Source organism: Streptomyces sp. NPDC101234, from assembly GCF_044767525.1.
GTDB classification, from domain to species: Bacteria; Actinomycetota; Actinomycetes; order Streptomycetales; family Streptomycetaceae; genus Streptomyces; species Streptomyces sasae.
The window spans coordinates 70,821-95,540 of sequence record NZ_JBIWOA010000007.1 but is presented as its reverse complement, the minus strand read 5'-3'; the positions used below and the strand labels follow the sequence as shown (position 1 = coordinate 95,540).

The window sequence follows — 24,720 nt, the reverse complement described above, 5'->3', positions numbered from 1 at the left end:
CCGGCCTCCCTCGGCATGCCCACGAACAACCCCCACGAGGAGTCGTGCATGACGACCACCACGCCGGACCACTCCGCGCTCTCCCCGGCAGGTGACGACCGCCCCTGGACCGACCCCGGCCGATCCGCGGACGAACGGGTCGAGGCGCTGCTCGCCCGGCTGACCCTGGCGGAGAAGGCCGCCCAGCTCAGCAGCACCTGGGAGGACGTCGAGCCGGCCGGCCCCGAGGTCGCCCCCGGCACCAACCTGTTCGGCCGGGTCGGCGACCTCGACGAGACCGCCCGGCACGGCCTCGGCCAGCTCACCCGCCCCTACGGCACCGTCCCCCGCGCCGCCCTGGAACATGCCCGTCTCCTCGCCGACCGGCAGCGGCAGATCATGGCGCAGAGCCGCTTCGGCATCCCGGCGATGGCCCACGACGAGTGCCTGACCGGTTTCACCGCCTACGGCGCCACGATCTACCCCACCTCGCTGGGCATGGCGGCCACCTTCGACCCGGCCCTGATCCGGCGGATCGGCGCGGCCATCGGCGCCGACATGGCCGCCGGCGGGGTCCACCAGGGCCTCGCCCCGGTCGTCGACGTCATCCGCGACTACCGCTGGGGCCGCTGCGAGGAGACGTACGGCGAGGACCCGTACCTCGTCGGGGAGATGGGCGAGGCGTATGTGCTGGGTCTGCAGAGCGCGGGGGTGTACGCCACCCTCAAGCACTTCGCCGGGTACTCCGCCTCCATGGGCGGCCGCAACCACGCCCCGGTGGGCATCGGCCGTCGTGAGCTGTACGACGTGATCCTGCCGCCCTTCGAGCGGGTCGTCGCCGCGGGCGTGGGTTCGGTCATGAACTCGTACGCGGAGATCGACGGTGAGGCGCCCGCCGCGAGCCGCCGGCTGCTGACCGGGGTGCTGCGCGAGGAGTGGGGCTTCGAGGGCACGGTCGTCTCCGACTACTGGTCGCTGCCGTTCCTGGTGAACGCCCACCGGGTGGCGGCCGATCTGACGGACGCCGGGGCGCTGGCGCTGCGGGCGGGCATGGACGTCGAACTGCCGGACCAGCGCGGCTTCGGCGCGGCGCTCGTCGAGGCCGTGGGCCGGGGAGCGGTCGACGAGGCCGATGTCGACCGGGCGGTGCGCAGGGTGCTGCGGCAGAAGGTGGCGCTGGGGCTGCTCGACGCCGACTGGGATCCGGTACCGCCCGCCCTGCGCGCCGGCGAACTCGACCTGGACAAGCCCGAGAACAGGGACCTGGCCCGCGAGGTCGCCCGGTCGGGCGCGGTCCTGCTGTCGAACGACGGCGGGCTGCCGCTCCCCGCCACCGGCCGGATCGCCCTGATCGGGCCGTGCGCCGACGACGTCCGCACGATGTTCGGCTGCTACAGCTTCCCCAACCACGTCCTCTCCGACCGCGACGACCTGGGCAACGGTGTCGAGGCGGTGTCGCTGCGCAGCGCACTCGCCGTCGAACTCCCCCGTGTGGAGTGGGAGTTCGTGCCCGGCTGTCCGATCCGGGACGAGGACCGCGGCGGGATCCCCGACGCGGTCGCCGCCGCGGCCGGGGCGGATCTCGCCGTGCTGGTGGTCGGCGACAAGGCCGGCATGTTCGGCATCGGCACCTCCGGCGAGGGCTGCGACGTCGAGGATCTGCGACTGCCCGGTGTGCAGGAGGAGTTGGTGGCGGCCGTACTGGCGACGGGGACCCCGGTCGTGCTGGTGGTCAACAGCGGCCGGCCGTACGCCGTGGGCCGGTTCGCGCCGGACACGGCGGCCATGGTGCAGGTCTTCCTGCCGGGCGAGGAGGGCGGCCGTGCGGTCGCCGAACTGCTCGCCGGTGCGGCGAACTTCACCGGCAAGCTGCCGGTGCAGATCCCCAACTCGCCCGCGGGGCAGCCGTACACGTATCTGCATCCGCCGCTCGGCGACCGGCAGAGCTGGCTGTCCAACCTCGACCCTACCCCCGCGTTCCCCTTCGGGCACGGTCTGTCGTACACGACGTTCGAGATCGACGGACTGGCCGTCGACAACGAACTGGTGCCGACGGACGGGGGGTTCACGGTCTCGGTGCGGGTGCGGAACACCGGGACGCGGCCCGGTGCCGAGACCGTGCAGCTGTACGTCACCGACCCGGTCGCCCAGGTCACCCGGCCGGTGCGGGCGCTGCTCGGCTTCGCCAAGGTGTTGCTGGAGCCGGGCGAGGAGACGACGGTCCGCTTCGGCGTCCACACCGACCAGCTGTCCTTCACCGGTCTGGCGGGGCAGCGGATCGTCGAGCCCGGCGAGATCGTGCTCCACGCGGGCTCGTCCAGCGGCGACACTCCGGCCGAGGTCGGGATCCGGCTGACCGGGGAGGAGCGGGACGTCACCGCTCCTCGTCGGCACGGTGTGCCGGTGGCGCGGTCGTAGAGGTCCGCAGCACCAGCTCAGTCGCCAGTTCGATGCGGAGGGACGCCGGTGGGCGTCCCTCCGCCAGTTGCAGGAGCACTCTGGTCGCCTCCCGGCCCAGCTCCTCGAACGGCTGGCGGACGGCGCTCAGCGGGGGGCTGGCCATGGCCGCCACCAGGGTGTCGTCGAACGACATGACCGCGAGGTCGTCGGGCACCCGCAGTCCGTGCTGCCGGGCGGCCTCCAGCACACCCAGCGCCTGGGCGTCGCTGGCGGCGAAGACGGCCGTCGGCGGCCGCTCGACGCGCAGGAGTTTCAGGGTGGCGGCGAGCGACTCGTCGTAGTCGAAGTCGGTGGAGCGCACGATCGCCGGGTCGTAGCCGATACCGGCCTCCTCAAGGGCGGCCCGGTAACCATGGAGGCGAGCCGACCCGGCCAGGGAGTGCGAGCGGCCCGCGACCATGCCGATCCTGGTGTGGCCGAGGCCGAGCAGGTGCTGCACCGCTTCCCTGGCCCCGCTCCAGTTGGTCACCCCGATGCTCGGGATGTCCGACGAGGGTGCGCTGAGCGGGTCCACCAGCACCACCGGGAGCTTCTGCTCGACGATCCGCCGCTGGTCGTCCTCGGACAGCATCGAGATCACGATGACCAGCCCGGCGGCGCCGAGCGCCACGCACTCCTCCAGCCACTGGGAGATGGACCGCCTGCTCGTGGTGCCGGTCACGACGTCCACGCCGAGTTCGCCGGCCGCGTCCACGATCCCGCGGACCACCTCCAGGGTGTAGGGGCCCGACAGGTCCCGGAACACCGTGATGATCTGCCGCGGCGCCGCGGCCTCCCGCTCCCAGGCGCGCACGAACCCGTGCCGCGCCAGCAGCTCCTCGACACGCGCACGGGTCGACGCACCGACGTCACGGCGCCGGTGCACCACCTTGGACACCGTGCTGAGCGAGACACCCGCCTCCTGGGCGATGTTCGTCAGCAGCCCGTACTGGGCGTCCAGCTGTCCCTTGTCCTGAACGGTCACTCCACGTCCGCCCCGCTCGATGATTCCGCCGCAAGCCAACAGCACCGGGCGCCGGCAGACAAGATTCCGGCGCCCGGTGCGTGGACTGCCTACACCCTGCTCCAGGTCTGGGTGGCGTTGCCGAGGCCGGTCCACAGCTCGACCTTGGACCCGTTGGCCGTTCCCCAGTTGGTCACGTCGATCACGAGACCGTTGGAACGGTTGACGATGGTTCCGTCCACACGGAACGCCCACTGCTGGCTGGTCTTGCCGTTGCAGGCCCACAGGATCAGCGTGGTGCCCGCGGTGGTGCCGTCGCCGTTCGCCGCCAGGCACTTGCCCGAGACCCGGAGTTCGCCCGCCGCGGTCTGGGTGATGGTCTGGTTGGCGTTGCCCGAGCAGTCGTAGATCTGGACCTGGACGCCGGTCGCGCCGTTCGGGACGTCGAGGCAGCGGCCGGAGTTCGTGCCCTTCAGGGTGAAGGTCGCGGCCGTGGGCAGCGGGTCCTGGACGAGCTGCCAGTCCTGGGAGCCGTCGTCTGTCGAGGCGGCCAGGGTGACGGAGCCGCCGGCGGTCGCGCCGGTCATGTAGAGGCTCGTGTTCTTCACGGAACGCAGCTTGTAGTAGCCGGAGGTCGAGGACGCGACCTCGGTCCACTGCTTGTCGGTGGCGCCGTCGTCGACCCACTGGGTCAGGTTCTGGCCCGCCGTCGCCGTGCCGGTCCAGATGGCCACCGCGCGGCCGCCCGCCTTGTTCAGCAGGGTGACATTGGAGCCCGTGGCCTGGAGGTGCCAGCGCTGGGTCAGGGAGGTGGAGCTGGACGCCCCGAGGACGAGGTCCGGGGTGTTCCCGGTCAGGTTCGCGTCCTGGGTCTTGCCGGAGTCGGTGGTCAGGACCTGGCCCGTCAGCCGGTTGACCAGGGAGTAGTAGGCGCCGTCGGAGCGCCCCAGGTCGACCTCGGCGTACTTCACCGGCCCGACGCTCGTACCGCTCCAGGACGCCTGGAGGACCAGCACGCGGCCGGTGCCGTCGACGTACTGGAGCTGGCGGCTGTACCCGGCGGCGATCGGGGTCTGGTACTGCTTCCAGGTGCCGGTGGACGAACCGGACTCGTTCACCCAGACACTGCCGCTGCCGGACGCGTTGTAGACGATCCGGCCGTCGGGCATCGGGAGCAGGACCGGGCTGCCGCCGGTGGCGAGGGTGGCCCCTCCGGACGGCACGGGGAGCGAGGTGATCGCGCCGTCGCTGCCGGAGAAGAACTTCGTCGGATCGTCGGCGATGCGGTAGCGGACGTTCGTGCCGCCGCCCCAGTACTCGTACGTCATCAGCCACTTACCGTCGGTCGTCGGCGCGACCGTGGTCATGCCGGGGCGGCCGCCGCCGATCTCCGTCTTGCCGCTGCCCATGCTCACGGTGGAGCCGGGGACGTCGACGACCGGGCTGCTCCAGGCGGACGCGCTGGTGCCGTCCCAGGTGCGGTGCATCAGGACCTGGCCGCCGGAGTCCGTCGCCGTGGCGTTGTCCGGGTCGATGGTCGGGGCGCCGGTGGTGGTGTCGTAGCCGGTGTAGTCGTTCTCGTCGGAGTAGTAGGCGATCAGCTGCCCGTTGTGGGCGAGCAGGTGCGGCTCCCAGACCGGGTCGACCTGCTTGTACGTGTTCGCGCTGGAGGTACGGCCGAGGCTGCCGGCGCTGCCGCCCTGCCAGGAGCCCGCGGCGATGATGTTCTGGAAGCTCCAGGTCGCGCCGTCATCAGTGCTGGAGTAGAGGGCCAGTGCCACGTCCTTGCGGTCGCCGTCGCTGGTCGGCGTCCAGGAGGAGTTCGCGGCCTTCTGCTCCTCGTAGTAGTAGTCGTCGCCCGAGACGACGCTCGCGAGGAGCAGCGTGCCGGCGCTCAGGCTGCCGACGGCCTGCGGCAGCACATACAGGTACGGGTTCGTCCAGTTGCTCGTGTACCTGGCGTACGACGAGTCGCTCGACAGGTACGCCGGCGCCTTGACGTCGGTCAGCTTGGACCAGGTGGTGCCGTCGTCGTCGCTCTTGTAGATCGGGAGGGTCTGGCCGACCGGAGTGGTCTCACTGTCCTCGAACGTCGCGACGATCCGCCCGTCGGGCAGCTGAGCCGACTTCGGGTAGAGCACACACGGGCTCTTGTTGCAGGCGGCCGAGTTCGTCGCCGTATAGAGGTTCGACGGGCTCGGCTGATATGCCGACGCGGTCGTCGCGGAGGCTATGGCGAATGCCACGCCGATGCTGGTGGCTGTCGCCGCGGCGAGAGCCTTTCTTGCCCATGTTTTCATGAATGCGGAAACCCTTTCGCGGCCCGCTGCCCAGGGAATACGAAGGCGGCTGAATGAGCCCTGAGCGGCTGGAGTCAGTATTGGGACGCGGTACCGCCGTGTCACCGGCACGTTTCCGAAAGACTTTCGGGTATGGAACGCACCGGCGAGCTGATTCACCGTCATGAAACCGCGGCCGCCCAGGCCATACGCCATGGTGGCGGGATCACGGCCGTGGCAACCCGGGCCGGGGATTCCGCCGGGCGATCGCCGGGGTCGATGCCCCGGAGCGCCGCGTCCGACCACGACTGACGATCACGCGCGGCCTTTCCGGCCGAATGGACGCCCCTCACATGGAACGGACGGCCCGCCGAAACGACGGTCCCGCATTACAGCCGGCGCAGCAAAGAGCTCAGTGTCTCGATCTCCTGCGCGGAGAGCTTGTCGGTGAAGTGGCGGCGTACCGCGGCGTCCAGGCCGGGGCCCACGGCCGTGATGGTCTCGCGGCCGGCGTCGGTGAGGGAGACGGTGACACCGCCGGCGCGTTCGCGGTCGACCAGTCCGCGCCCGCTCATCCGGGTGAGCTGGTGGGAGATGCGGGTGCGGTCCCAGCCGAGCGACGCGGCGAGTTCGCTCTGCCGCAGGGCGCCGCCCGCCTTGCGGAGGTTGACGAGGATCGTCAGATCGGGCTCGGACAGGCCCGCCGCCTCGGCGGTGTCCGCGATCACCCGGGCTCGGACGACTTCGTGGGCGCGCTTGAAGGCGGACCAGAGATCGACGGGCCCGGGTACGGCCGCACCCACGGGTTCGTCGGCCCCACCCCTCGGCGTTGACATATCAACAAGCCTCTTCCTAGTGTTGAGATGTCAACGCTACCAGTGGGGCCTCGCCTTCGGGCGCCGCCCCTGTCAGTCGCGCCTGCTCCCCCGCCCCACGGAAGGATCCATGCGTACCCGACCCCTTGGACCCGACGGCCCGCACGTCGCCCCGCTCGCGCTGGGCTGCGCCGGAATGTCCGACCACACCTCCCCCGCCGACGAGGCGGACGCCGTCACCACGATCCGTACGGCCCTCGACGCCGGCGTCGCCCTCCTCGACACCGCGGACTTCTACGGCATGGGCCACAACGAGGACCTCATCCGACGCGCCCTGCGCCCCGCGGACCGCGACAAGGCGGTCCTGAGCGTCAAGTTCGGCGCCCTGCGCGGACCCGACGGGGCGTTCCTCGGCATCGAGGGCCGGCCCGCCCACGTCAAGAACGCGCTCGCCCACTCGCTGCGCCGCCTCGGCACCGACCACGTCGACATCTACCGCCCCGCCCGCCTCGCCCCCGACACTCCCGTGGAGGACACGGTCGGAGCCGTCGCCGAGCTGGTCCAGGCCGGGTACGTGCGCCGCATCGGGCTCTCCGAGGTGGGTCCGGAGACCATCCGCCGTGCCCACGCCGTGCACCCGGCCGACGCGGTGGCCGGAACCCGCTACGCCGCGCCCCTCATGGCACTGCTGGACAGCGAGCGCGGCGCGCGGCCGCCTGCCACGGAACGAGGAAGGCTCTCCGCATCATGACCACCATGAACACATCCGAGTCACCGCTTGCCGAGCGGGCCCGGTCCGGGAAGCCGATCGGCGTGGGGATCGTCGGGCTCGGGGCACAGGGCAGCTGGGCCGAGCGCGCGCACCTGCCCGCCCTACGCGCCGTCCCGGGCTACGAGTTGACGGCTCTGAGCACGAGTTCGCGAGCGTCGGCGGAACGCTCCGGACAGGTGCACGGTGTGTCCCGGACCTTCGGGACGGCGGCCGAGCTGGCCGCCTGCGACGAGGTGGACCTCGTGGTGGTGGCGGTGAAGGTGCCGTACCACCGGGAACTGGTGGCGGCAGCCCTCGGTGCCGGCAAGGGCGTGCTGTGCGAGTGGCCGCTGGGCAACGGGCTCGCGGAGGCCGAGGACATGGCCCGGCAGGCGCAGAGCCGCGCCGTGCCGACCGTCGTCGGGCTTCAGGCACGGTCGCACCCGGCCCTCGCCTACGCCCGCCGTCTCGTGGCCGACGGCTATGTGGGGGAAGTGCTGTCCACGACGGTGGTGGGCGCCGGCGGAGCCTGGGGCGCCGCCGTCGCACCCCGCGCCCGCTACGTCCTCGACGCCGCCAACGGCGCGACCCTGCTGACCATCCCCTTCGCCCACACGCTCGACGGGCTCGCCTCCGTCCTGGGAGAACCCGGGGAACTGCGGATCCGGCAGACGTCACGGCGTACGTCGGCCGTGGACACGGAGACCGGACAGTCCGTGCCCATGACCGCCGCGGACCAGGTGGTGGCCTCGGCACGGCTGCCGGGCGGCGCGGTGGCCACCTTCCACTACCGCGGAGGCATGTCGCGGGGCACCAACTTCCGCTGGGAGATCAACGGCACCGAAGGCGACCTCGTCCTCACCGCCCCGATCGGCCAGCCCCAGCTCAGCCCGCTCGCCCTCGAAGGCGGCCGCGGGGCGTCCACCGGGCTCGCACCGCTGCCCGTGCCGGACTCGTACGTTCTCGTCCCCGGGCTGGACCCCCGGGCCGACGCACCGGCCTACGCGGTCGCCCACGCCTACCACCGGTTCCTGGAGGACCTCCGCGGGGGCGCCGCACCGGCCGTACCCGACTTCGCACACGGCGCCGCCCTGCACCGCACCATCGAGACGGCGCTCGCGACACCCTGAGCGGGCGGCCGTCGCCCTGTGCGGTTGTTGTCCGTCACGTGTGCGGTTGTCGTCCGTCGTGCGGCACGGGATGCTGAGGAGGCACGGAGGAAGCGGTGTCATGGATCGTTTTCCGAATGCTGCCAACGTCGACTTCCACAGCCCTCTGGACCTCTCCAAGGCGGCCACCGCGGTACTGGACGCCGAGGGCCGCGTCTCCGGGTGGGGCCCCTCGGCCCAGCGCCTCCTCGGACATCCGGCCGAGGACGTGCTCGGCCGGCCGGCCGCCCGGCTGCTGGCCGGGTCCACCGGGCAGCGGCTGTCCGCCCTCTGCTCGGCGCACAAGCCCCGCAGCACGGTCCTGGACCTCCGCTGCCAGGACGGACACACCCTGCGCGCGGCCGTGACGTTCAGCCCGCTGGCACACCTCGGCGCCGCCGCGACCGTCGTGGTCGCGGCCGACCTGGCGGTGCTGCGCGGCTGGGAGGCGCAGCTGGCGATGCTGCAGGGGCTGGCGACCGAGTCCTCCGTGGGCCTGACGATCTTCGACACCGACTTCAACGTCGTCTGGGGCAACGTCTCCACCGATCTGGAGCTCGCGGGGGTCGCCCAGTACGTCGGCCTGCACGCCTCGGCCCTCTTCCCCGAGGGCGAATTCATCTCCCGCCACCATCCCCCGGACGAGGACCAGGTGATGGAGCAGGTCCTGAAGACGGGGGAACCCATCCTGGGCATGCACTACCGGGGGCGCGCCCCCGCCGACCCGGGGCGCGAGCACGTCTGGTCCTGCTCCTACTACCGGCTGGTGGACGCCCGGGGCGAACCGCTGGGGCTGTTCGAGGAGTCCCTGGACATCACCGAGCAGTACCGCGCCCAGGAACGGCTGTCGCTGCTCGTCCGGGCCGGGAAGCGCATCGGCGCCTCGCTGGACGTACGCCGTACGGCCGCGGAGCTCGCCGACGTGGCGGTGCCGCAGCTGGCCGACGAGGTGCTGGTGGACCTGCCGCCGGCGGTCATCGAGGGACGGCAGCCGGCGACCGGCTCGGCGCCGGGGCACAGTCTGCTGCGGATGCACGGCCGGACCCCGGAGGAGTTCCGGACCAGTCCCGTCTCGTATCCGCCCTCGTCACTGCAGGCCCTGAGCCTGGCCACCAGCCGCCCCCTCGTCGGCGACATGACGTCCGGGGCAGCGGACGAGGAAGCGGGCGAGCGGGGTGCGGCCGCCCGGCCCTGCTGCCTCTTCGTCCCGCTGCTCGCCCGCGACGCGGTCCTCGGCCTCGCCACCTTCCGGCGCGACACCAATCCCGACCCCTTCGGGCCCGAGGAACAGACCCTTGCCGTGGAACTGGCCGAGCGGGCCGCCGTCGGCATCGACAACGCCCGCCGCTACACCAGCCAGCACTCGGCGGCCCTGGTACTGCAGCGCAGCCTGCTGCCCCAGCACCTGCCCGAGCAGAGCGCGGTCGAGGTGGCGTACCGCTATCTGCCGGCGGACAGCCGGGTGGGGGTGGGCGGCGACTGGTTCGACCTGATTCCGCTGTCCGGTGCCAGGGTCGGCCTGACCGTCGGCGACGTGGTCGGCCACGGGGTGCACGCGGCCGCGACCATGGGCCGGCTGCGCGCCACCGTACGGACCCTGGCCCTGCTGGACCTGGACCCTGCCGAGCTGCTCACCCGGCTGGACGGCCTGGTCGCGCAGGACTCGGAACCCCGCGCGGACGACGGGCTCGGCGACGAGGCGCTCGGGGTGACCTGCCTGTACGCGATCTACGACCCGGTCAGCGGGCGCTGTGTCTGGGCGAGCGCGGGCCATCCCCCGCCGATCGTGGCCGACGCGAGCGGCTCGGTGGCCCTGTCCGCGCTGGCGCCGGGACCGCCTCTGGGGCTGGGCAGCCTGCCCTACGAGAACGTCGAGCTGAACCTGTCCGACGGCAGTGTGGTGGCGTTCTTCACCGACGGTGTCGTGGAGGACCGGCGGACCGACATCGACAGCGGGATCGACCGGCTCGCCCATGTGCTGACCTGGCAGCGGTGCCCGCTGGAGGAACTGTGCGACCGGGCACTGTCGACCCTGCCGCCCGGCCCCCAGGCGGACGACGCGACGCTGCTGCTCATCCGCACCCGGCGGCTCGGCGGCGACCGGGTGGCGGACCTGGAGCTGCCGCCCGACCCGGCCATGGTGGCGCACGCCCGCACGGACACCGAGCGCCAGCTGGAGAGCTGGGGTCTGTCCGAACTGTCGTTCACCGCCGAGCTCGTGGTGAGCGAGCTGGTCACCAACAGCATCCGGTACGCCACCGGGCCCGTCATGCTGAGGCTGATCCGGGACCGTTCCCTGCTGTGCGAGGTCTCCGACAACGCGCACACGGCACCTCACCTGCGGCGCGCCCGCCGCGACGACGAGGGCGGCCGCGGTCTGTTCCTCGTCGCCCAGGTGTCCCAGCGGTGGGGCACGCGCTACACCGCCTCCGGGAAGACCATCTGGGCCGAACTGGCCCTCCCCTAGCGGCCCTTGGCGGGTTTGTCGCACAGGACGTGGTCGACGAGGGCGCCGGTCGCGCGGTTGAGGGCGGCCAGGTCCGGCGGGGCCGTCGTGGTGGTGATGGACACGGTCACGGCGCGCCTGCCGTCCGCGCTCACCGCGGGGCGGGTGTTGACGCCGGCCCCGTCGCCCTCGTGGGTGTAGTAGAAACCGCCGCAGGAGAGCGGGATCCTGCGCAGCCCGAGGCCGTACGTGCCCTCGGGCATCTCGGCCACGTCCTCCGGGTCGTCGGTCCGTTCGACGGTCCGCCGCATCTCCCGCCACTGCTCGGCGGGGAGCAGCCGGCCGCCGGCCAGGGCGCGGAAGAAGGTGTTCAGGTCGGCGGTGGTGCTCACCACGCCCGAGTCCGCGGTGTGCTGGAGGCTGTGCTCGGTGACGTCGAGACGCCTGCCGTCGGCGTCGGTCAGATACGCGTTCACATGCGGGTCGGGCAGGCGCGGGTCGAGTCCGGGGACGGAGGTGTCCCGCAGTCCCAGCCTCGCGATCACCCGCCGCTCGACCAGTTCCGCCCAGCTCGCACCGCCGGCCTTCTCGGCGATCATCCCGGCCAGCAGGTAGTTGGTGTTGGAGTACGCCCAGCGGGTACTCCCGTCCGGGTCGGGTACGAACACCGGCCGGTGCCGCATCGCCACCGCGACCAGGTCGGCCGCGGGCGTGGTGTCGTAGCGGTTCTCGTCGAAGTGGTTGATCAGCCGGTCCTGGATCTCCGGGTCGTCGATGTAGTCGTACAGTCCGCTGGTCTGGCGGAGCAGGTCGCGGACGGTGATACGGCGGCCGTCGTTGCCGTTGCCCGCGACGACGCCCGGCAGCCAGTGCTCGACGGTGTCGTCGAGCGACAGCCGCTTCTCCGCGACGAGTTGCAGGACCACGGTCGCCGTGAACGTCTTGGTGGTGCTGGCCACCCGGAAGTGCGCGTTCCAGGGGACCGGCTCCGGGGAGTCGATCGTCCGGGTGCCGGTGCGCGCCATGAGCGGCGCGCCCTTCGTCCCGTCCACCCTGGCGAGCACGTTCACATCGCCTCCGCCGGCCTGCCGTACGGCCGCGAGGTCCTGCCGGAGCTCGTCCGCTCCGTAGTGATGCCTCGCGGCCGGGTGCCCGGCGGTCGCGGCGGTGGCGGTCATGGGTGAGGCGACCGCCACGAGCAGCGCTGCGGTGAGTACGGCGGCCCTGGCCTTCTTCGACGACGGCGTCTGCATGGTCGTATCCCCCGTGCTGTGGGTCCTGTCCGGTGACGATCACCAGCGAACCGGATCCGGAGGAACGAGGACATGGGACAGCCCACCGGATGAGGGGTGTACATAAGCCCCCTGCACCGGCGCGGGATCGTCTCAGGACCCACGCCGAAGTGTTCTCCGACCACGTAGGCGTGGTGCGGGTTGTGGGTGATGACATCTGGTCTAGAACGTTATAGAAGATCTGATCGGAGGGTTCGTCCGCACCGAGAAAGGGGTCAGCGCGGCGCCGGGCCGGTCGTCGCGCGCACGACCAGGCGAGGCGTGAGCACGGTCTCCTGCGGGGTGCCGCCCTTGATGAGATCCAGTGCGGCGGTCACCGCGGCGTCCGCCATGCCGGCCGCGTCCTGGGAGACGGTGGTCATCTGCACATGCGGCATCTTCGCCAGCCGCGAGTCGTCGTAGCCGACCACGGAGATCTCCCCGGGCACCGCACGGCCCCGCTGGGCGAGAACGTCCAGGACACCGGTGGCCGTCCGGTCGTTGAAGGCGATGACGGCCGTGGGCGGCGGCGCCTGACGGTCCAGCAGGTAGCGCACGCCCTCCGCCCCGGCCTCCTCGGTCAGGCCGCCCGCGAGCACATCGGCGTAGTCGGCCAGCCCGTGATCCGCCATCCCCTGCAGGAAGCCGATCCGGCGGTCGGAACTGCCCGGGGCGCCGGCACCGTCGATGTGCGCGATCCGCCGATGCCCCAGGCCGATGAGGTGGTCGACCGCGAGTCTGATCCCCATCACGTCGTCGCCGCGTACCGAACCCACGCTCGGCAGTCCGCTGCGACGGGCGACGAGAAGAGCCGGCAGCCGGCGGGCCAGGCGTTCCAGTTCCTCGTCGGACAGCCGGCTGCCCAGCAGGATGGCGGCCTCGCAGCGCTCGCGGAGCAGGGAGTTCACCGCCGTGGACTCCTCGCGGCTGGGGGCCACCGCGCTGATCACCGCCTCGTAGCCGTGGCGGGCCGCGGCGGCGTAGATGTGCTCGACGAGATCGCCGTGGAAGGGCTGCTGGAGCTCGAAGACGACGCCGAGCACCCGCGAACTGGACCGCCGGAGTTTCTGGGCGCGCTGGTCGGGGACGTATCCCAGCTCGTCGGCGATCTGCAGCACGCGCCGCCGGGTCTCGTCACTGGCCCCCGGGACGCCGCGGATCACGATCGAGACCAGGGCGGTGGAGATACCGGCGGCCCGGGCCACGTCGGCCATGGTCGGGCGCCCCTTGCGTGCGGAGCCGGCGGCGACACGCGTGGCGGGCGACGGCTCGGCGTCGTCGCGGGCGTCGTCGTCCGACTCCGTCACTTCGCCACTCCCCAACCTGGTCGAATGCGATTCGGCCGCAACCTGGTCGAATGCGATTCGGCCGCAACCTGGTCGAATGCGGTTCGGCCGCCCGGCCGGACGGCCTTCTGCCGAGCATATCGACCCCTTGACCGGTTCTCGGTGTGCGTTTACCTTCCCGACTAGAACGTACTAGTTTTTGGGAGCACCGACATGGTCGTCGCTGACAATTCCCCCGGCCGCCCCCGGCCCGCCCCCCACACGCTGCGGCTGGCCACGATCGGCGCGGGCCGCATCGGGTCGAACCACGCCGCGATCGTCGCCCGGCAGATCCCCGGTGTCACGCTGGCCGCGGTCAGCGACCCGGTCCCCGGTGCCGCCGAACGCCTCGCCACCGAACTGGGCGCACCGCCGGCCACCACCGACGTGCACGAGGTCCTCGACAGGGAGGACATCGACGGCGTGCTCATCACCGCGCCGGCCCGGGCGCACACCGATCCGCACGGCGCGCGCCGCGCGCTGTCCATCGCCCTCGCGGCGATCCGCAGCGTGGAGACCGACCGTCCCGTCACGATCGCCGAGGTGACCGCATGAGCCCGACCGCTTCGCCCTTCGTCCTGGCCGCCAGCGCCGAGATGCTCTACCGGGACCTGCCGTTCACCGAGCGCGTGACCCGGATCGCCGAGCGCGGCTTCCAGGTGGAGATCTGGGACTGGTCGGCCAAGGACCTCGACGCCCTGGCCGCCACCGGCGCGACCTTCTCCTCCATGACCGGCTATCTCACCGGCAACCTCACCGACCCCGACGGCATCGACGCGCTGCTCTCCTCGGCCCGTACCTCCCTGGAGGCGGCGGCCCGGATCGACTGTCCGCGCCTGAACCTGCACGGCACCGGCCTCGACGACAAGGGCCTGCCCGTGCGCCCCGTCGAGGTCGTCACGCCCGACATGTGGCTCACGGCGGCCGACACCCTGCGGCGCGTCGCGGAACTGGGCGAGGCCGCGGGCCGGGTCTTCACCCTGGAGAACCTCAACCTGGCCGTCGACCACCCGGGCACGCCCTTCGCCCGCGCCGCCGACACCCTGGCCCTCGTCCGCGCCGTGGACAGCCCGTATCTGCGGATGAACCTGGACCTGTACCACGCGCAGATCGGTGAGGGGAACCTCGTCGAACTCTGCGTCCAGGCCCTGCCGTTCATCGGTGAGATCCAGGTCGCCGACGTCCCCGGACGCTGCGAACCGGGCACCGGCGAGATCCACTACCCCGCCATCGCCCGCGCCCTGCACAGCCTCGGCTACACCGGCGTCATCGGTCTCGAAGGCTGGGCCCGCGACGACTCCGACGCGGCCCTGGACGCCTTCCGCGCCGCCTTCACCCTCGCCGTCCCGGTTCCGGCCGACGACGGCACCGCGGCCGGATCCACCGCTGTCACTGCCGGTTCCTGACCAAGGACGGACGCTCCGGCTTCCTGACCCAGGGCAGACGCTCCGGCCGTTCGGCTGCGGCCCACCACACACGCACCACGCTTGCCGGCGGCACCCGCCGCACCATTCGCCGGGCGGCAGAGCCGCCCGGCGAAGTCATGCCCCCACCCTGCACCCGACGTGTATCCCCTGCAGCCCGGAACAACTGTCGCGATGGGTATTGACATGCGAATGTCCTGACATACTCTTGCCTAGAGTCGCCCACAGGGTGGCACCGGAGCCAGTCCTCAACCACTCGCCCCGTCTCCGCAGTGAAGGGAAACCAGCCTGATGTCGTTCGATGTGCTGACCATGGGTCGTGTGGGAGTGGATGTGTATCCGCTCCAGACCGGGGTGGGGCTGGCGGACGTCACCTCGTTCGGCAAGTACCTGGGCGGGAGCCCGACGAATGTCGCGGTGGCGGCGGCGCGGTACGGCCGTTCGGCGGCGGTGATCACGAAGACCGGCCGGGACCCCTTCGGGGACTTCGTCCGCAAGGCGCTGGACGGCTACGGCGTCGACTCCCGCTTCGTGGGGACGTCGGACATCGCGCCGACCCCGGTCACGTTCTGCGAGATCTTCCCGCCGGACGACTTCCCCCTCTACTTCTACCGCCTGCCCAAGGCCCCCGACCTGGACATCCAGCCCGACGAGCTGGATGTGGACGCGGTGCGTGAGGCTTCGGTGTTCTGGATGACCGGGACCGGGCTGAGCGAGGAGCCGAGCCGGGCGGCGACGCTGGCCGCGCTGGAGCAGCGGGCGAAGTCCGGGGTGACGGTGTTCGACCTGGACTGGCGGCCGATGTTCTGGGCCGATCCGGCCGAGGCGCGTGCCTACTACCGCGAGGCGCTACGGCACACGACCGTCGCGGTCGGCAACATCGACGAGTGCGAGGTCGCCACCGGTGAGCGTGAGCCGTATGCGGCGGCGAAGGCGCTGCTGGCGGCGGGTGTGGAACTGGCCGTGGTGAAGCAGGGCCCCAAGGGCGTCCTGGCCATGGACCAGGACGGGACGACCTCCGAGATCCCGCCCGTGCCCGTGGACGTCGTGAACGGCCTGGGCGCCGGGGACGCGTTCGGCGGCGCCCTGTGCCACGGGCTGCTGTCGGGCTGGGACACCCGGCGCACGGTGTCCTTCGCCAACGCGGCCGGCTCGATCGTGGCCGGCCGGCTGTCCTGCTCCGACGCGATGCCGACCGAGACCGAAGTCAACGCCAAGCTGGACGAGGTGTCCCGTGCTGTCTGAGAAGCTGAGCCGGATCGTGGACGCCCGGGTCAACGACCCCGGTGCGATCGCGGCGGCCGCCGCCCGCCGGGTGATGGCCACCTCGCTGCTGGGCGAGCACGGCAAGGCGATGATCATCGCCGCCGACCACCCGGCCCGTGGCGCCAACGGCGTCGGCGACGACCCCAACGCCATGGCCGACCGCTCCGAACTCCTGGACCGCATGTGCGTGGCACTGGAGCGGCCGGGTGTCACGGGCGTGCTGGGAACGGCCGACATCCTTGAGGACCTGCTGCTGCTCGGCGTCCTGGACGGGAAGTCGGTCTTCGGCTCGATGAACCGCGCCGGGCTCGCCGGGTCGGTCTTCGAGATCGACGACCGGTTCACCGGCTACGACGCCGAGACCATCGCCGCGATGGGCTTCGACGGCGGCAAGATGCTCACCCGCATCGCCCTGGGCGACCCGGCGACCCCCTCCGCGCTGGTCGACACGGCCCGCGCGGTCAACGAGCTCAACGACCGGCAACTGATCGCCATGGTCGAGCCGTTCCTGTCCGAGTGGCAGAACGGGAAGATCCGCAACGACCTGTCGACCGATGCCGTGATCAAGTCGATCAGCATCGCGTCCGGGCTGGGCCGGCGGACCGCCTACACCTGGCTGAAGCTGCCGGTCGTTCCCGACATGGAGCGGGTGCTGGCCTCCTCGACGCTGCCGGCGCTGCTGCTGGGCGGCGAGGTCAAGGACGCCGAGGCGGCGTTCGAGTCCTGGGGCAAGGCACTGAAGCAGCCCACCGCGCAGGGCCTGGTCGTCGGCCGCTCCCTGCTCTACCCGGCGGGCGGCGACGTCGCCGGCGCGGTCGACAAGGCGGTGAGCCTGCTGTGAGCGGCAACAAGTACCACCTGCCGAAGGGGACTTCGGCGGACGGCCCCTACGACCTCCTGGTCACGCCGGAATCGGCGGGCTGGGGATACTCCGGCCTCAGGATCCTCACCCTGGGCCCGGGACAGACGCACGCCCTGTCCACCGGGGACTCCGAGTTCCTGGTGCTGCCGCTGACGGGCTCTTGCACCGTCACCACGGACGGCAGCACCTTCGAACTCACCGGCCGGACGGGCGTGTTCGACTCGGCCACCGACTTCGCCTACCTCCCCCGCGAAGCCGAGGCCGTGATCAGCAGCGCCGACGGTGGACGGTTCGCGCTGCCCTCCGCCCGTACCGAGCGGGGCCGGTTCCCCGCCCGGTACGGGCGCCGCGAGGACGTCCCCGTCGAGCTGCGCGGCGCCGGGGCCTGCTCCCGGCAGGTCAACAACTACTGTCTGCCCGGCACCTTCGAGGCCGAGCAGCTGCTGGTGTGCGAGGTCCTCACCCCGGGTGGCAACTGGTCCTCGTACCCGCCGCACAAGCACGACGAGGCCCGCACCGACACGGACGGCAACCCGGTCGAGTCGGAGCTTGAGGAGATCTACTACTTCGAGGTCTCCGGCGGCGAGAACGCCTTCGCCTACCAGCGCGTCTACGGCACCCCCGACCGCCCGATCGACGTGCTCGCGGAGGTCCGCTCCGGCGACACGGTGCTGATCCCGCACGGCTGGCACGGCCCGTCGATCGCCGCTCCGGGTTACGACCTCTACTACCTCAACGTCATGGCCGGTCCGGGACAGGACCGCGCCTGGCTGATCTGCGACGACCCCGCCCATGGCTGGGTCCGTGGCACCTGGGACTCCCAGGACGTGGACGACCGGCTGCCCTTCGGAGAGAACCGATGAACACCGTACGACTGACCACCGCCCAGGCCCTGGTCCGCTTCCTGGCCAACCAGTACAGCGAGCGTGACGGCCAGGAACAGCGCCTGATCCCGGGCGTGTGGGGCATCTTCGGCCACGGCAACGTGGCCGGCATCGGCCAGGCCCTCCTCCAGGCCGCCACGACGGGTGAGGCGGACCTGCCCTACTACCTCGCCCGCAACGAGCAGGGCATGGTCCATGCGTCGGTGGCCTACGCCAAGATGCGTGACCGGCTGGCGACCTTCGCCTGTACGGCATCGACGGGCCCGGGTTCGACGAACATGATCACGGGTGCTGCGCTGGCCACCACCAACCGCCTCCCGGTGCTCCTGCTGCCCTCCGACATGTTCGCCACCCGCGCCGCCGACCCGGTGCTCCAGCAACTGGAGGACACCCGCGGCGGGGACGTCACCGTCAACGACGCCTTCCGCGCGGTCTCGAAGTACTTCGACCGCATCCAGCGCCCCGAGCAGCTGATCCCGGCCGCCCTCGCGGCGATGCGGGTGCTGACCGACCCGGTCGAGACCGGTGCCGTGACGCTGGCGCTGCCGCAGGATGTGCAGGCCGAGGCGTACGACTGGCCGGTCGACTTCTTCCGGCGCCGGGTCTGGCATGTGGGCCGCCCGGTGCCGGAGCCCGCCGCGGTCGAGCGGGCGGTCGCGCTGCTGAAGAGCGCGAAGAAGCCGCTGATCGTCGCGGGCGGCGGTGCCGTGTACTCGGGGGCGGAGACCGCGCTGCGCGCGTTCGCCGAGGCCACCGGGATCCCGGTCGCCGACACCCACGCCGGCAAGGGCGCGGTCCCCTGGGACCACCCCTACGCGGTCGGCGGCATCGGCTCCACCGGCTCCTACGCGGCCAACGAACTGGCCCGCGAGGCCGATGTGGTCGTCGGTATCGGCACCCGGTACTCGGACTTCACCACGGCGAGCCACACGGTGTTCGGCAACCCCGAGGTCACGTTCGTCAACCTCAACGTCGCCCGCCTGGACGCCGTCAAGCACTCGGCGGAGCCGCTGGTCGCGGACGCCCGCCTGGGTATCCAGGCCCTCGCCGGAGCACTTGACGGCTGGGAGGTCTCCCCGGAGTACCGCCGCCGCACCCGTGAACTCATCGCCCGCACGCGGGAGATCGAGGAGGAGTGCTTCGCGCCCGACCGCAACACCGGTGACCTGCCCGCGCAGACGCAGATCCTCGGCGCGCTCAACGACGTCCTGGACGACCGCGCGGTGGTCATCAACGCGGCCGGATCCATGCCGGGTGACCTGCAGCAGCTGTGGCGGGCCCGCGACCCGAAGGCCTACCACGTGGAGTACGCCTACTCCTGCATGGGCTACGAGGTCGCCGCGGGCGTCGGCGCGAAGATGGCGGACCCGTCCCGTGAGGTCGTCGTCCTCGTGGGTGACGGCTCGTACCTGATGATGGCGCAGGAGATCGTCACCATGGTCTCCGAGGGCCTGAAGGTCATCATCGTCCTGGTCCAGAACCACGGCTTCGCCTCCATCGGCGCCCTCTCCGAGTCCCTCGGCTCGCAGCGGTTCGGCACCAAGTACCGCTACCGCAACGGCGATTCCGGCCAGCTGGACGGTGAGGTGCTGCCCGTCGACCTCGCCGCCAACGCCGCCTCCCTCGGCGCGGACGTCCTGCATGCCACCAGCGTGGAGGAGTTCCGCTCCGCGATGGACAAGGCCAAGGCCGCCACCCGCACCACCGTCGTGCACGTCGAGACCGACCTCTACGGCCCCAACCCGCCCGGCCACGCATGGTGGGACGTCCCCGTCAGCGAGGTCTCCGCCCTGGACACCACGCAGGCCGCCCACGACGCCTACGCCGCCCACAAGCAGACCCAGCGCCACTACCTGTAAGGACACCCCCGCTGTGAACACCATCCCGCACTGGATCAATGGCGCCGAGGTCACCTCCGAGACCACCGCCCCCGTCTTCAACCCCGCCACCGGCGCCGAGCAGGCCCGCGTCGTCCTCGGTGCCGCCTCCGAGATCGACGCCGCCGTCCAGGCCGCGAGCGCCGCGTTCGAGAGCTGGCAGGACTCCTCCCTCTCCCAGCGCGTCCAGGTCATGTTCAACTTCCGCCAGCTCCTCGTCGACCACGAGGAGGAGCTGGGCCGGATCATCTCCGCCGAACACGGCAAGACCATCGACGACGCCCGCGGCGAGATCACCCGCGGCCGTGAGGTCGTCGAGTACGTCTGCGGCCTCGGCGACGTGCTCAAGGGCTCGTTCTCCGACCAGGTCTCGCGCGGTGTAGACGTCCACAACTTCCGCCAGCCCCTCGGCGTCGTCGCCGGCATCACGCCGTTCAACTTCCCGGCCATGGTGCCGCTGTGGATGCACCCGGTCGCGATCGCCACCGGCAACACGTTCATCCTCAAGCCCTCCGAGCGCGACCCCTCCGCCGCGAACTTCGTCGCCGAGCTCTACAAGAAGGCCGGCCTGCCGGACGGCGTGTTCAACGTCGTGCACGGCGGCAAGGACGCGGTCGACGCGATCCTCACCCACCCGGGCATCGAGGCCGTCTCCTTCGTCGGGTCGACGCCGATCGCGAAGTACGTGCACGAGCAGGCCACCGCCCACGGCAAGCGCGTCCAGGCCCTCGGCGGCGCCAAGAACCACGCCGTCGTCCTCCCCGACGCCGACCTGGAGTTCGCCGCCAACCACATCACCGCCGGCGCCTACGGCTCCGCGGGTGAGCGCTGCATGGCCGTCTCCGTGGCCGTCGCCGTCGGCGACGCCGCCGACTCCCTGGTCGAGATCCTCACCCGCAAGGCGAACGAGGTGAAGGTCGGCCCCGGCGACCAGCCCGGCATCGAGATGGGCCCCCTGGTCACCAAGGCCGCCCAGGAACGCGTCGAGAACGCGGTCACCGCCGCCCACGCGCAGGGCGCCACCGTGGTCGTCGACGGTCGCGGACTGAAGATCGACGGTCACGAGGACGGCTTCTTCACCGGCCCCTCCCTCCTCGACCACGTCACCACCGAGATGGACGCCTACAAGGAAGAACTCTTCGGCCCCGTCCTCGCGATCGTCCGCGCCGACTCCCTCGACCAGGCCATCGAGCTGATCAACGCCAACCCCTACGGCAACGGCACCGCGCTCTTCACCGGCTCCGGCGAGGCCGCCCGCCGCTTCCAGCGCCGTATCAAGGTCGGCATGATCGGCATCAACGTCCCCGTCCCGGTCCCGATGTCGTACTACTCCTTCGGCGGCTGGAAGGACTCCCTCATCGGCGACTCCCCGATCCACGGCCCCGAGGGCGTCCGCTTCTACACCCGCCCCAAGGTCGTCACCACCCGCTGGCCCGAGCCCAGGCAGCAGGTCACCGCCGGCTTCAACTTCCCCACCTCCAACTGACCGAACCTCGGGGGCGTCCCCGATGCGACGGGCCAGGCAGCGTGACGCTGCCTGGCCCGTCGCACACCACCGGAGTCCGTCATGATCGGGGAGCCGCCGTCCGCTCGAACCGCCCGGCGTAGAACAGCAGCGCGGTGTCTCCCTCTCCGGTGGTGGAGGAGAGCACCTCTCCGAGGAAGAGCGAGTGGTCGCCGGCCGGGCGGGACTCGACCAGCTTGCACTCCAGCCACCCCAGGGCACCGGCCAGCAGCGGCGCACCGGTCAGCGGCCCCGGGGCCCAGGCGACCCCGTCGAACTGGGGCCGGCCCAGCGGCCTGGCCTTGTCGGCGAAATACCGGGCGATCGGCTCCTGGTCCGCGCCCAGGATCGAGACGCCGAAGCCGCGTGAGCTGCTGAGACTGGTGTGCATCACCGCCGTGTGCGCGACGCAGCAGTGCACGAGCGGAGGATCGAGCGAAACCGATCCGAACGCGTTCGCGGTCATCGCATGGACATCGGGCCCGCCGACGGACAGCACAACCACACCCGAGGCGAACCTGGACATCGTCTGCCGGAACGAAACCGACACTCTCTCCCCCCGTTCCCGGCGCGGCGCGCCGGAAGATCATTCGTACTTGCTCGTGTCCGGGAGCCTCTCCCCCAGGTGATCGCGCACGGCTGCGGCCGTCAGGTCCCTCACCAGACCGGTCCTCACCGGGATCCCCCGGGTCTCGTGGAACCAGCGGTGGAACGCCTCCTGGCTCACTCCCCACGGCGGCTGTCCAGGAAAGTACGGCGTGACGTAGACCGGGGTGCCCGGTTGGCTGCGCCAGCTGTCGGCGAGGGTGCCGATGTCCACCGTGTCGTAGCCGAGGAGGTCCAGCAGCGCGGTGACCTCGGCCTTGGCGTCCGGGTGGTCGCCGGCGATGGGCAGGGCGGTGCGCTCCGGGGAACCGGCGGGCCGGGCGAGGGCGTGCAGGCTGATGAAGAAGATGTTGTTGCATGCCTTGACCACACGGGAGTCCGCCAGGTGCCGCTGCACCAGGACGCTGGAGGGCGACTTGCCCGTGTCCAGTTCGGCGATGCGGCCGTCACGCTCCGGGTAGTAGTTCATGGTGTCGATCACGGTCTTGCCCGCCAGGCCGGCGTCGGGCAAGCGGTCGTAGGCGTGCAGCGGGACGGTCGCCACCACGAGGTCGCCGGCTCCGGCTGCCTCGGCGGGGGTGGCCGCACGGGCCTGGGGGCCGAGTTCGGCGACCAGGCCTGCGAGGGTCTCGGGAGCACGGGAGTTGCTCAGCACCACGTCCAGGCCGGCGGCTACGGCCAGCCGGGCCAGCATGCCGCCGATCATGCCGCTGCCGATCAGCCCGAGAGTCTTGGTCACGATGTCGTTTCTCCGATTCGGTGGTCTGCGGTGCCCATCAGTCCGCTTCAGCGTTCTTCAGTGGTCCTGCACGGTCTTCGGCGGTCAGCGCGGTCGCCCGGGTCGTGTCATGCGAACGGGCTCACGGTGTTCTCCGCGCCCAGCAGCGCGGCGCCGTAGATCTCCAGGTTGACCTGCGGAATGAGCATGCCGTGGCGGGCCGCCACACTCGCGTCCCGCCAGATCCGCTGCAGCGGGCTCGCGTCGGCGAGGCCGCTGGATCCGTGGGCGGTCATGAGGGTGTCGATGGCGCTGCCTACATGGCGGACGGCCACGGCGGCGTCGGCCCGGTAGCGGGCGCGTTGGAGTTCGGTGGGGAGGACGGCCTCGGCGGCGTGCCGTCCGAGGGCGTCGGCGGCTCGGTAGGCGTGCAGGTCGGCGGTGTCCAGGGCGGTGGCGGCCTCGGCGATCTGGAGCTGGAAGGCCACCGAGTCGCGTTGGCGGGCGAAGGTCGTGAAGGCGATGCCCTTGTCTCCGGCGGCTTCCATGACGTGGGTCAGGGCGGCGCGGCCGAGCCCGAGCTGGGGGCCGGCGACCATCAGCACGAGCGAGGGCACGATGGCGGTGCGGTAGGAGGAGGCGATCCCCGGGGCGACGTTGGCGCCCGCCACCAGCGGGCCGAGCCGCAGGACCCGGTGGTCGGGCACGAACGCGCCGTCGATCACATAGCGGTTGCTGCCGGTCGACCGCATGCCTGCCATGTGCCACTCGTCGATGATCTCGTAGTCCTCGCGCGGTACCAGGAAGGCAGCCGGGCCTTCTTCGAGGACGGTGGACGCGATCACCCAGGACGCGTGCCAGATGCCGGAGGCGTAGCTCCAGGCGCCGCTGAGCCGGTAGCCGCCCGGCACCCGGCGGACCGGGCCGCTGGGTTTGAGGGTGCCGCTGACCAGGGTGTCGGGGGTGTCGCCCCACACGTCGTCCTGCGCCTGTTCCGGGAACAGGGCCACGCACCAGCTGTTGCCGTTGAACAGCGAGGTCAGCCAGCCGGCGCCGCCGTCGATCGCGGCCACGGCGGCCGCCACCTCCAGGTGCGTGCGCAGTGTTGCCTCGGCGCCGCCGTACCGCTTGGGTGTGGCGGTGCGGAACACACCCGCCTCGCGCATGGCCGCCACGGTCTCGTCGGACAGCCGGCGTTCGGCGTCGGCCCGCGGGGCTGCCGCGGTCAGGTGCGGGGCCAGGGCGTCGATGGCATCGAGGACACCGGAGCTCATCACGAACCTCCTCCGGGGTGTCGGGTCGTCGGGGTGTCGCCGCGTTCGACGGGCACTCCCACCAGCGAGCCGTACTCGCCCCAGGACCCGTCGTAGTTCCTGACGTCGGTCCGGCCGAGCAGTTCGCTCAGGACGAACCACGAGTGCGCGGAGCGTGCGCCGACCCAGCAGTAGGTGATGCATCCGCGCGCCGGGTCCAGCTCAGCGTAGACCTCTTCCAGTTCCTGCCGGGACTTGAAGGCGCCGTCCGCGTCCAGGGCCTTGTCCCACTCCAGGTTGACGGCGCCGGGCACATGGCCGGCGCGCTGTGCCACCTCGTGCGGGTTGTTGCCGGGCGCGAACGCCTCGCCGGCGAACCCGGGTGCAAAGATCCGGCCGGCGTATTCGTCCGGGGTGCGTACGTCGACCAGGTTGCGGGTGCCGATGGCGGCGAGTACGTCGTCCCGGGTGGCCCGGATCGAGGTGTCGGGGTCCTGGGCGTGGTAGTCGGTGGCCGGGCGGACGGTCTCCTCCGAGGTGAGGGGGTGGCCGTCGCGCTGCCACTTCTCCCGGCCGCCGTCGACGAGCTTCACCGACCGGTGCCCGTAGAGCCTGAAGTACCAGAGTGTCAGGGCCGCGAGCAGGTTGGAGTCCACCGAGTAGAGCACGACGGTGTCGTCGTCGGCGATGCCCTTCGCGCTCAGCAGCTTCTCGAACGCGCCGCGGTCGATGACACCCAGTCGTAGACCGTCCTGGAACTCGTCCCAGCCGATCCAGACGGCACCGGGTATGTGTCCCTTCCGATGGTCGGCGTCGCTGTTCCCGGTTTCCACGAACACTGTTGTCGGATCACCGAGGTGGGCCACCGCCCAGGCTCCGGTGACCACGGAGGATTCACGAGTCATGGTG

At 71.5% G+C, this 24,720-nt stretch carries 19 protein-coding genes and 1 pseudogene; 11 read left to right on the top strand and 9 right to left on the bottom strand.

The genetic code is table 11. The annotated features are described in order from the left end of the window. The first annotated feature begins 48 nt into the window (after positions 1-48). On the top strand, positions 49-2,397 hold the full coding sequence (locus tag ACIRR9_RS15020) for a glycoside hydrolase family 3 N-terminal domain-containing protein (protein ID WP_403751296.1): 2,349 nt from the start codon (positions 49-51) through the stop codon (positions 2,395-2,397). Here the strand turns inward: ACIRR9_RS15020 and ACIRR9_RS15015 are convergent. The 3 genes from ACIRR9_RS15015 to ACIRR9_RS15005 all read right to left on the bottom strand — a co-directional run bounded on the left by ACIRR9_RS15015 (position 2,354) and on the right by ACIRR9_RS15005 (position 6,497). Beyond that, positions 2,354-3,403: a LacI family DNA-binding transcriptional regulator gene (locus tag ACIRR9_RS15015; RefSeq protein WP_384557899.1), complete on the bottom strand. Its 1,050-nt coding sequence runs from the start codon at positions 3,401-3,403 to the stop codon at positions 2,354-2,356. The two genes, ACIRR9_RS15020 and ACIRR9_RS15015, sit on opposite strands and share 44 nt — an antisense overlap. 89 nt (positions 3,404-3,492) lie before the next feature. Further along, entirely contained in the window at positions 3,493-5,682 is a 2,190-nt protein-coding gene (locus tag ACIRR9_RS15010; protein ID WP_403751294.1) for an RICIN domain-containing protein, read from the bottom strand. Positions 5,683-6,050: 368 nt separating this feature from the next. Beyond that, positions 6,051-6,497: a MarR family winged helix-turn-helix transcriptional regulator gene (locus ACIRR9_RS15005; RefSeq protein ID WP_403751292.1), complete on the bottom strand. Its 447-nt coding sequence runs from the start codon at positions 6,495-6,497 to the stop codon at positions 6,051-6,053. A gap of 109 nt (positions 6,498-6,606) precedes the next feature. Between ACIRR9_RS15005 and ACIRR9_RS15000 the strand changes: the two are divergent. From ACIRR9_RS15000 to ACIRR9_RS14990, 3 genes and pseudogenes are all read left to right on the top strand, one after another. After that, positions 6,607-7,116: pseudogene (locus tag ACIRR9_RS15000) on the top strand (aldo/keto reductase); the annotation flags it as partial. A gap of 116 nt (positions 7,117-7,232) precedes the next feature. Beyond that, positions 7,233-8,357, top strand: a complete 1,125-nt coding sequence (locus tag ACIRR9_RS14995) for a Gfo/Idh/MocA family protein (protein ID WP_403751290.1) — start codon at positions 7,233-7,235, stop codon at positions 8,355-8,357. Positions 8,358-8,457: 100 nt separating this feature from the next. Further along, positions 8,458-10,842 (top strand): SpoIIE family protein phosphatase, encoded by a 2,385-nt coding sequence (locus tag ACIRR9_RS14990; protein ID WP_403751288.1) that lies wholly within the window; start codon positions 8,458-8,460, stop codon positions 10,840-10,842. On the opposite strand, the gene ACIRR9_RS14985 is transcribed toward ACIRR9_RS14990, so the two are convergent. Both ACIRR9_RS14985 and ACIRR9_RS14980 read right to left on the bottom strand, forming a co-directional pair. Continuing rightward, on the bottom strand, positions 10,839-12,074 hold the full coding sequence (locus ACIRR9_RS14985) for a serine hydrolase domain-containing protein (protein ID WP_403751286.1): 1,236 nt from the start codon (positions 12,072-12,074) through the stop codon (positions 10,839-10,841). The two genes, ACIRR9_RS14990 and ACIRR9_RS14985, sit on opposite strands and share 4 nt — an antisense overlap. Before the next feature lie 254 nt (positions 12,075-12,328). Continuing rightward, on the bottom strand, positions 12,329-13,399 hold the full coding sequence (locus ACIRR9_RS14980; RefSeq protein ID WP_403751284.1) for a LacI family DNA-binding transcriptional regulator: 1,071 nt from the start codon (positions 13,397-13,399) through the stop codon (positions 12,329-12,331). Between the two features lie 192 nt (positions 13,400-13,591). On the opposite strand from ACIRR9_RS14980, the gene ACIRR9_RS14975 reads away from it, so the two are divergent. From ACIRR9_RS14975 to ACIRR9_RS14945, 7 genes are all read left to right on the top strand, one after another. After that, positions 13,592-13,972: a Gfo/Idh/MocA family oxidoreductase gene (locus ACIRR9_RS14975; protein WP_403751282.1), complete on the top strand. Its 381-nt coding sequence runs from the start codon at positions 13,592-13,594 to the stop codon at positions 13,970-13,972. Beyond that, positions 13,969-14,823: a TIM barrel protein gene (locus tag ACIRR9_RS14970; protein ID WP_403751280.1), complete on the top strand. Its 855-nt coding sequence runs from the start codon at positions 13,969-13,971 to the stop codon at positions 14,821-14,823. The genes ACIRR9_RS14975 and ACIRR9_RS14970 overlap by 4 nt, the downstream gene beginning before the upstream one ends. Positions 14,824-15,132: 309 nt before the next feature. Then, the gene (gene iolC / locus ACIRR9_RS14965) at positions 15,133-16,086 is read left to right on the top strand and encodes a 5-dehydro-2-deoxygluconokinase (protein WP_365350847.1); all 954 of its coding nucleotides are present in this window, start codon (positions 15,133-15,135) and stop codon (positions 16,084-16,086) included. After that, on the top strand, positions 16,076-16,948 hold the full coding sequence (locus tag ACIRR9_RS14960) for an aldolase (protein ID WP_403751278.1): 873 nt from the start codon (positions 16,076-16,078) through the stop codon (positions 16,946-16,948). Before iolC ends, ACIRR9_RS14960 begins: the two co-directional genes overlap by 11 nt. After that, positions 16,945-17,832 (top strand): 5-deoxy-glucuronate isomerase, encoded by an 888-nt coding sequence (iolB, locus tag ACIRR9_RS14955; protein WP_384557927.1) that lies wholly within the window; start codon positions 16,945-16,947, stop codon positions 17,830-17,832. The genes ACIRR9_RS14960 and iolB overlap by 4 nt, the downstream gene beginning before the upstream one ends. Next, complete coding sequence (gene iolD / locus ACIRR9_RS14950; RefSeq protein WP_403751276.1) at positions 17,829-19,712, top strand: 3D-(3,5/4)-trihydroxycyclohexane-1,2-dione acylhydrolase (decyclizing); 1,884 nt, start codon at positions 17,829-17,831, stop codon at positions 19,710-19,712. Before iolB ends, iolD begins: the two co-directional genes overlap by 4 nt. Before the next feature lie 13 nt (positions 19,713-19,725). Next, complete coding sequence (locus tag ACIRR9_RS14945; protein ID WP_403751274.1) at positions 19,726-21,216, top strand: CoA-acylating methylmalonate-semialdehyde dehydrogenase; 1,491 nt, start codon at positions 19,726-19,728, stop codon at positions 21,214-21,216. 79 nt (positions 21,217-21,295) lie between these two features. Here ACIRR9_RS14945 and ACIRR9_RS14940 read toward each other — a convergent pair whose 3' ends face one another. The 4 genes from ACIRR9_RS14940 to ACIRR9_RS14925 all read right to left on the bottom strand — a co-directional run bounded on the left by ACIRR9_RS14940 (position 21,296) and on the right by ACIRR9_RS14925 (position 24,716). Next, on the bottom strand, positions 21,296-21,760 hold the full coding sequence (locus ACIRR9_RS14940; RefSeq protein ID WP_403751272.1) for a flavin reductase family protein: 465 nt from the start codon (positions 21,758-21,760) through the stop codon (positions 21,296-21,298). 60 nt (positions 21,761-21,820) lie between these two features. Continuing rightward, entirely contained in the window at positions 21,821-22,579 is a 759-nt protein-coding gene (locus ACIRR9_RS14935; RefSeq protein WP_403751270.1) for an NADPH-dependent F420 reductase, read from the bottom strand. 107 nt (positions 22,580-22,686) lie between these two features. Next, positions 22,687-23,832, bottom strand: a complete 1,146-nt coding sequence (locus ACIRR9_RS14930; protein WP_403751268.1) for an acyl-CoA dehydrogenase family protein — start codon at positions 23,830-23,832, stop codon at positions 22,687-22,689. Further along, positions 23,832-24,716, bottom strand: coding sequence for a sulfurtransferase (locus ACIRR9_RS14925; RefSeq protein ID WP_403751266.1), 885 nt, complete (start codon positions 24,714-24,716; stop codon positions 23,832-23,834). The genes ACIRR9_RS14930 and ACIRR9_RS14925 overlap by 1 nt, the downstream gene beginning before the upstream one ends. Positions 24,717-24,720: the final 4 nt, after the last annotated feature.

Bases quoted from the DNA above. Each gene is read 5' to 3' on its own strand.
- ACIRR9_RS15020 (WP_403751296.1), top strand. From the start codon at position 49: ATGACGACCACCACGCCGGACCACTCCGCGCTCTCCCCGGCAGGTGAC.
- ACIRR9_RS15010 (WP_403751294.1), bottom strand. From the start codon at position 5,682: ATGAAAACATGGGCAAGAAAGGCTCTCGCCGCGGCGACAGCCACCAGC.
- ACIRR9_RS15005 (WP_403751292.1), bottom strand. From the start codon at position 6,497: ATGTCAACGCCGAGGGGTGGGGCCGACGAACCCGTGGGTGCGGCCGTA.
- ACIRR9_RS14995 (WP_403751290.1), top strand. From the start codon at position 7,233: ATGAACACATCCGAGTCACCGCTTGCCGAGCGGGCCCGGTCCGGGAAG.
- ACIRR9_RS14990 (WP_403751288.1), top strand. From the start codon at position 8,458: ATGGATCGTTTTCCGAATGCTGCCAACGTCGACTTCCACAGCCCTCTG.
- ACIRR9_RS14985 (WP_403751286.1), bottom strand. From the start codon at position 12,074: ATGCAGACGCCGTCGTCGAAGAAGGCCAGGGCCGCCGTACTCACCGCA.
- ACIRR9_RS14975 (WP_403751282.1), top strand. From the start codon at position 13,592: ATGGTCGTCGCTGACAATTCCCCCGGCCGCCCCCGGCCCGCCCCCCAC.
- ACIRR9_RS14970 (WP_403751280.1), top strand. From the start codon at position 13,969: ATGAGCCCGACCGCTTCGCCCTTCGTCCTGGCCGCCAGCGCCGAGATG.
- iolC (WP_365350847.1), top strand. From the start codon at position 15,133: ATGTCGTTCGATGTGCTGACCATGGGTCGTGTGGGAGTGGATGTGTAT.
- iolD (WP_403751276.1), top strand. From the start codon at position 17,829: ATGAACACCGTACGACTGACCACCGCCCAGGCCCTGGTCCGCTTCCTG.
- ACIRR9_RS14940 (WP_403751272.1), bottom strand. From the start codon at position 21,760: ATGTCCAGGTTCGCCTCGGGTGTGGTTGTGCTGTCCGTCGGCGGGCCC.
- ACIRR9_RS14930 (WP_403751268.1), bottom strand. From the start codon at position 23,832: ATGAGCTCCGGTGTCCTCGATGCCATCGACGCCCTGGCCCCGCACCTG.
- ACIRR9_RS14925 (WP_403751266.1), bottom strand. From the start codon at position 24,716: ATGACTCGTGAATCCTCCGTGGTCACCGGAGCCTGGGCGGTGGCCCAC.